This window comes from Novosphingobium sp. (assembly GCF_032093395.1).
Lineage (GTDB): Bacteria > Pseudomonadota > Alphaproteobacteria > Sphingomonadales > Sphingomonadaceae > Novosphingobium.
The window spans coordinates 1-6,893 of sequence record NZ_DAMDBA010000008.1; the positions used below are offsets into that span (position 1 = coordinate 1).

The 6,893-nt window shown below is 65.8% G+C and carries 6 protein-coding genes and 1 pseudogene; 6 read left to right on the plus strand and 1 reads right to left on the minus strand.

All coding sequences use genetic code 11. The annotated features are described in order from the left end of the window. Positions 1-50 precede the first annotated feature (50 nt). On the minus strand, positions 51-248 hold the full coding sequence (locus tag RT424_RS04535) for a DUF465 domain-containing protein (RefSeq protein ID WP_313434778.1): 198 nt from the start codon (positions 246-248) through the stop codon (positions 51-53). Positions 249-471: 223 nt separating this feature from the next. On the opposite strand from RT424_RS04535, the gene RT424_RS04540 reads away from it, so the two are divergent. From RT424_RS04540 to RT424_RS04565, 6 genes and pseudogenes are all read left to right on the plus strand, one after another. After that, positions 472-627: a YdcH family protein gene (locus RT424_RS04540; protein WP_086490165.1), complete on the plus strand. Its 156-nt coding sequence runs from the start codon at positions 472-474 to the stop codon at positions 625-627. A 236-nt stretch (positions 628-863) separates the two neighbouring features. Next, complete coding sequence (gene ptsP, locus RT424_RS04545) at positions 864-3,140, plus strand: phosphoenolpyruvate--protein phosphotransferase (protein WP_313434779.1); 2,277 nt, start codon at positions 864-866, stop codon at positions 3,138-3,140. A gap of 315 nt (positions 3,141-3,455) precedes the next feature. Beyond that, positions 3,456-4,313 (plus strand): helix-turn-helix domain-containing protein, encoded by an 858-nt coding sequence (locus tag RT424_RS04550; RefSeq protein ID WP_313434780.1) that lies wholly within the window; start codon positions 3,456-3,458, stop codon positions 4,311-4,313. A gap of 143 nt (positions 4,314-4,456) precedes the next feature. Continuing rightward, the gene (locus RT424_RS04555) at positions 4,457-5,386 is read left to right on the plus strand and encodes a hypothetical protein (protein ID WP_313434781.1); all 930 of its coding nucleotides are present in this window, start codon (positions 4,457-4,459) and stop codon (positions 5,384-5,386) included. Next, on the plus strand, positions 5,367-6,362 hold the full coding sequence (gene tilS, locus RT424_RS04560; protein WP_409521442.1) for a tRNA lysidine(34) synthetase TilS: 996 nt from the start codon (positions 5,367-5,369) through the stop codon (positions 6,360-6,362). Before RT424_RS04555 ends, tilS begins: the two co-directional genes overlap by 20 nt. 210 nt (positions 6,363-6,572) lie before the next feature. Further along, positions 6,573-6,893: pseudogene (locus RT424_RS04565) on the plus strand (hypothetical protein); the annotation flags it as partial.

The following is a 6,893-nucleotide window of genomic DNA, read 5'->3' on the forward strand; positions in this document are numbered from 1 at the left end:
TCGGTCGACCTGACGGTCGGCCATTTTTGCCCGACCGTCAGGTCGACCGATTACGCGATGATATCCGGAATCAGGAAGTCTTCGATGACCGCGATCTGGTCTTTCAGCTTGAGTTTGCGCTTTTTCAGGCGCGCGATCTGGAGCTGGTCTCCGGCGCCGGGAAGGGTGAGCGCGTCGATCGCCGCGTCGAGATCGCGGTGCTCGATCTTGAGAATTTCCAGGCGCTTGCGCATTTCCTCTTCGGTCACGCCGGGATTTCCTACTCTCGAATGGCAGTCAGCGGATGCTGTTTTCACATGACCTGCTCGACGCAGGAGACACGCGATTCACCGATATGAAGCATTAGCGGTCTTCGCAAGATGGACAGGATGTGGTTCCATCCGTTTTGCGCCGGATTGCCAATGCCGAGTCGCCAAGAGAGGTCGCAGGCAAGGGTCCGGCCCACCCCCCGAACCAAGAGGAGAACCGTCCATGGATAGTTCGCACGTCAGCGCTCTGCAGCTCAAGCATGCCGGAATCGAAAGACAGATTCATGACGAAATGAGCCGCCCGATACCTGACGCAGCCATGATTCAGGCCCTCAAGAAGCGGAAGCTGAGGATCAAGGAAGAAATTTCCCGCCATTAAGCGCTGAAAGCGTTTCCCCTGGCGCCCCCGGTGCAGCTCCTCCCCTCGGAGGAGGGCATCGGGGGCAGCCGAACTTTTTGGGCGCCCTAATTTTAGGACGCCGAAATTTTTGCGGTGCGGCTTCGAACGGCTTTGCCGACCGGGCAAATCGACTTTTGTCCATTAACACATCTTTTAACGCCTACTTTTGACGTCACCGCGTTTCCAAAGCCTTCGCTTTGGTCTACTCCGGTTTCATGACCAGCGGCGCCGTAGAAGCAGCACGAAACATCCTCACCCGCCTCCATGAGGTCATGGCGTCGCGAAATCACGCGCAGGCCAAGCTGAATACGGTAGTCGAAGTGATCGGCGAATGCCTCAACAGCGAGGTTTGCTCGATCTACCTGCTCCGCGAAGGCATGCTGGAACTGTTCGCGACGCGCGGCCTGGCGCAGGAAGCCGTGCACGTCACCCGCATGGCGGTGGGTGAGGGTCTCGTCGGCATGATCGCCGACCGGATCGAGACGCTGAATCTGGCCGAAGCCGCCGCGCATCCCGACTTCTCCTATCGTCCCGAAACCGGCGAGGATCGCTTCCACTCCTTCGCGGGCGTGCCGATCGTTCGCCGCGAGCGTGCCGCCGGCGTGCTCTGCGTGCAGCATGTCGAGCCGCGTCGCTACGAGGAAGTGGAGATCGAGGCGCTCCAGACCGTGGCCATGGTCCTTTCCGAACTGATCACCAATGCCGACCTGGTCGACGAAGTGGACGTTCACGCCCTGGGCGCGGCGCAGACCGGGCCGGAGCAGCTGCGCGGGCTCACGCTCGTGAAGGGGCTGGCCTCGGGGCAGGCGGTCTATCACCAGCCGCGCGTCAATATCGAACATGTCGTGGCCGAGGATACCGAGGCGGAGCGCCAGCGGGTGATCCATGCCTTCGACAAGATGCGCGAGCAGATCGACCGCATGGCCAGCCAGGCCGAATTCGGGATGGGCGGCGAGCATGATGAGGTGCTCGATACCTATCGCATGTTCGCCTACGACGAAGGCTGGACCCGCCGGATCAACGAGGCGATCGATTCCGGGCTTACCGCGGAAGCCGCGATCGAGCGCGTGCAGCAGCGCACGCGCATGCGCATGCGGCAGATCGACGATCCCCTGCTGGCGGACCGCATGCACGATCTGGAGGATCTGGCGAACCGCCTGCTGCGGATCGTCTCCGGGCAGATCGGCACCGCTGCCTCGCTGGGCCTGCGCAACGATGCGATCCTGATCGCCCGCAACCTCGGTCCGGCCGAATTGCTGGAGTACGACAAGCGCCGCCTCAAGGGCGTGATCCTGGAAGAAGGCTCGCTCACCAGCCATGTCGTCATCGTGGCGCGGGCCATGGGCATTCCGGTGCTGGGACGCGTTCGCGGCCTGCGCGGGGTGGTGCGCGAAGGCGATCAGTTGCTGCTCGATGCCGATCAGGCGACGGCCACGGTCCGCCCGCTGGCAGGGGTTGTCGAGGCTTTCGAGGCGCGCTTCGCCAAGAGTCGCCAGCGCCAGGCCGCTTATGCCGCCCTGCGCGAAGTGCAGCCGACCACGCGCGACGGTACGCGCATTCAGGTCATGATCAACGCGGGGCTGCGCGACGATATCGCCAATCTCAGCCTGACGGGTGCCGACGGCATCGGCCTGTTTCGCACCGAATTCCAGTTCCTCGTCTCGGCCACGCTGCCCTCGCGTGAGCGGCAGACGCGCCTCTATCGCGAAGTCATGGATGCCGCCGGGGACAAGCCGGTCAAGTTCCGCACCGTCGATATCGGCGGCGACAAGACTTTGCCGTACCTCCGTCACGACGATGGCGAGGGTGAGGAGAACCCGGCGATGGGCTGGCGGGCACTACGCGTGGCGCTAGAGCGCGAGGGTCTGCTCAAGGTTCAGGCGCGGGCCCTGCTCGAAGCGGCGGGCGGGCGCACGCTCCACGTCATGTTCCCGCTGGTGGCCGAACCCTGGGAGTTCGACCAGGCCAAGGCCGTGTTCGACAAGCAACTCGCCTTCCTGCGGAGCCAGAGGAAGCAGCTTCCCGAGGCGATTCACTACGGAGTCATGCTAGAGGTGCCGGCCCTGGCCGAGCAGCTCGACCTGCTGGCGCCGAAAATTTCGTTCCTGTCGATCGGCACCAACGATCTCACGCAGTTCCTGTTCGCGGCCGACCGTGCCAATCCCAAGCTCGCCGAGCGCTACGACTGGGTAAGCCCGGCGATCCTGCGCTTCCTGCGCCGGGTCATCCGCAGCTTGGACGGGCACAATGTGGAGATCGCCGTCTGCGGGGAAATGGGCGGCCGCAGGCTGGAGGCTCTGGCATTGCTCGGTCTGGGCATCCGCCGCCTGTCGATCACGCCCGCCTCGGTCGGTCCCACCAAGGATTTGGTGAGCAAGGTAGATCTCGGTGAAATCGGTGCCGCCATGGAGCAGTGGCTGGCCCACCCGCCCGAAGACATGCGCGCCGCGTTGACCGCATGGGCTCTGGAGCGCGATATTTCGGTGGATTGAGGTGCCTCTCCGTCCGGAAACGGGGACGAATGGGTTTTCGGTGGCGCGGATACGGGCTCATCCGTAGACGTCACGGGACATCTTCAGGATTTCCACTGATTCACGTCTTGTGCGAGAATTGACATAAAGCAGACTTGCGGGGATGTTAGCGGCCGTGCACGGGGTCGCATCCGCCGCAAATTGATCGAGTTATCCGTTGTATCGTGATCGACTTTGGATTCTCGCGCGGTTTGGTGGATTCCCGTCAGGTTCTTAAGTCACCATCCCTTCGGGAGCGGAATGGAAAACGTTGAAAATCAGGGGCCGTCCCAAGGTTTGGCCGATGCCGCGAACGGAAGTTCGTCCACGGTCGGCGCGACCTTGCGCAAGGCGCGCGAAGCCGCGGGGCTGAGCCTTGCGCAGATCGCGGTCCAGACCAGGATTGCCGAGCGCCACCTTTCCGCGATCGAGGAGGACCGGCTGGGAGATCTGGCCGCGCGTACCTACGCCGTTGGATTCTCTCGCACTTACGCCCGCGCGCTGGGTTTGAACGACAAGGTGGTGGCCGAACAGGTCCGCCGCCAGCTCGATGCCGAAGGTGCTCGCGAACCCGTGGTGGTGCCGCATTTCGAGCCGGGTGATCCGGCTCGCGTGCCGTCCCTGCGGCTCGCCTGGGTCGCGGCGGCAGGCGCGGTTGTGGTGATCGCGCTGCTGCTGGTGTTCTGGAGCAGCTACCTCTCACCCGAAGGTCAGTTGCCCGATCTCACCTCGGACGCCCCCAAGCCGGCCGCCACCATCGCCGCAAAGCCGACGGCTGCACCCGCGCCGCAGCCCACCAACGGCCCGGTCGTGCTCACCGCCACGGTGGACGGCGTATGGCTGCGGGTCACGGACACTAGCGGCAAGCTGGTCGAAAAGACGCTCAAGCAGGGCGAAAGCTGGACCGTGCCGCAAGGCGCGCAGGCGCCGCAGCTTCGCCTCGGCCGTCCCGACGGTTTGGCCATTACCGTCGGCGGCAAGGCCATCGCGCCGCTTGCCACCAAGCCTACGGTGATGTCCGGTGTCTCGCTGCTCCCCGCCGACCTTCTGGCGCGGGGCCAGGCCACCGCGCCCGTTTCGGCGCCGGCCCCGGCCGCGACGGTTCCGACCGCGGGCGCTTCGGCACCCGCACCGCTTTCCACCATTTCCAACTGAGCGCGCCTCGACAAGAGGGCATTCCTTGCGGCAATTGCCGTGGCTAGGCATTTCTGGTTAACGCGCGGTTCCGTTTCTCCTGCCCATGGTGTCGCGGAACCCGACAGGGCGCGTGGGGCGCCCGACACGGAGTAGACTTGGCGATGAACCGTTTTTCCATGGATCTGCGCAGGATGCGCCTGGCCGCGACCGGCGTGGTGGCCTGCGCGCTGGTGGGCGTATTGGTGGGTGGCGGACCCGCCCAGGCACAGGATGCCAATTCCCGCCTCAACAAAGTGGAAGCCGAAGTCCGCGCGCTGCAGCGCAAGGTCTTTCCGGGCGGGGACGGCAAGTTTTTCGAACCGCAGATAACCCCGGCCACACCCACGCCGACCCCGCTTCCCGGCACCCCGGCTTCGACGCCGATCACCGATGTGCTGGTGCGCATCGATTCGGTGGAATCGCAGCTGCGCCAGCTTACCTCGCAGGTCGAGCAGAACACCAACCGGATCAACCAGCTCGAAGCGCGTCTTGCGGCAAGCGCGCCGGTCGCGGCGGCGCCTGGCGCCCTGGCGCCGGCCCCGGTGGTGTCGACACCGGCCCCCAGCACACCGACTCCTTCCGCTTCCATGCCGCCGCGCGCCGCCGCGCCCTCGAACTCGCGGATCGATGCGGTTCGCGCCATCGTCAAACCGCAGAGCGCGGATGCGGGCGACGATGAATACAGCTACGGGTATCGCCTCTGGGAAGCCAAGTTCTATCCCGAGGCCCAGCAGCAGTTGAAGCTCTACCTGGAAAAGTATCCCAAGCACGCCCGGTCGAGCTGGGGCCGCAACCTGTTGGGCCGCGCCTACCTGGATGACGGCAATGCGCTGGAAGCGGCCAAGTGGTTCGTCCAGAACTACCAGACCGACAAGCGTGGCGACCGTGCGCCCGACAGCCTGCTCTACCTTGCGGTGTCCATGAAGCAGCTGAAGGACAGCAAGCGGGCCTGCATCGCCCTTGCCGAGTTCAGCGAGACTTACGCCAGCGAGGCCGCCGGTCGTCTGAAGGGTACTTACGATACCACGCGCAATGGGCTCAGCTGCGCCTGATCCCGCATTGACGCCCGCGCCTGAGGCCGTCGAGCGGTTCAGGGCCGGGCTGTCTTCCGTCTGGCCGGAGGGTGTCGAAGCGTCCGAAGCACGTCTTGCCGTGGCGGTTTCGGGCGGTCCGGACAGCACCGCACTGCTATTGCTGGCCCATGCCGCGCTGCCCGGCCGGGTGGAGGCGGCGACGGTGGATCACGGCCTTCGGTCCGAAAGCGCCCGGGAAGCGGCGGATGTCGCCGCGCTCTGCGCAAGGCTCGGCCTGCCGCATGAGGCGCTGACGGTGGAGGTGGCTTCCGGAAACGTCCAGGCGGAAGCCCGCGTCGCGCGCTATGCCGCCATGGCCGTGTGGATCGAGAGGCGCGGGCTGGCCGCACTGGCCACGGCCCATCATGCCGACGATCAGGCCGAAACCCTGCTGATGCGGCTCAACCGCGCCAGCGGCGTCGCGGGTCTGGCCGGCGCACGCGGGCGCGGGGTGGTGCCGGGCACGGCGATACCGCTGCTGCGGCCGGTGCTGGACTGGCGCCGCGTCGAACTTGGCCAGGTCGTGGCGGGCGTGGATACCGTGCAGGATCCCAGCAACGCCAACGATCGCTTCGACCGGGTGCGCATTCGCAAGGCACTCGCCTCGGCGGATTGGCTCGATGTCGCGGCCATCGCCCGCAGCGCCGAGCATTTGGCCGAAGCCGATGCCGCGCTGGACTGGATGGCGGCGCTGGAATGGCGATCCTGCGTGAGCCGCGAGCCGATGGGGCTGCGCTATCGCCCTCAGGCGCCGCGCGCCGTAATGTTGCGGGTGCTGGCGCGCTGCGTCACCGAACTCGGCGGCGAGGAGCCGCGTGGTAGCGCCGTCGCACGTCTGCTGGAGAGCCTGCGCGAAGGTCGCCCCGCGTCGATCGGAGACCTGGTGGTGCGACCCAATGCAGGCGGATGGAGCTTCGCACGCGCGCCGTTGCGGGCGGTTCGCAAGAAGCGTTAGCGATTGTTTGGAAATTCGCGGAATGCGAATTTCGCGGCACCAGCCCACGCCCCCACCCGACCTCCCACTCAAGTATACTGCCGATGGGAGGTCGGGTGGGGGCGTGGGCTGGTGCCGCGACGAAAATGCCCTTAGGGGCATTTTCCAAACAGCCACCCCTCACGCTCAAAGCCGTGGCGTCCCGGCGCGAACGGGTATAAGGGCGCGCGGATGTTACGTCTGTCCGATCTCGCCCTGCCGCTCGACCATGCGCCCGAGGATCTCGACGCCGCCGTCTGCGCGCGGCTGGGGATTGCGCCGGGCGAACTGGAGCGCGTCACTGTGGTTCGCCGGGGCAACGATGCGCGGCGCAAGAACGCGATCAAGCTGGTCTATACGCTCGATGTCCTGGTGAAGGACGAGGCGCAAGTGCTGGCGGCACATCACGGCGACCAGCATCTGCGCCCCACGCCCGACACCTCGTACAAGTTCGTCACGCAGGCGCCGGAGGGATTCGCGGGGCCGCGTCCGGTGGTGATCGGCGCCGGCCCC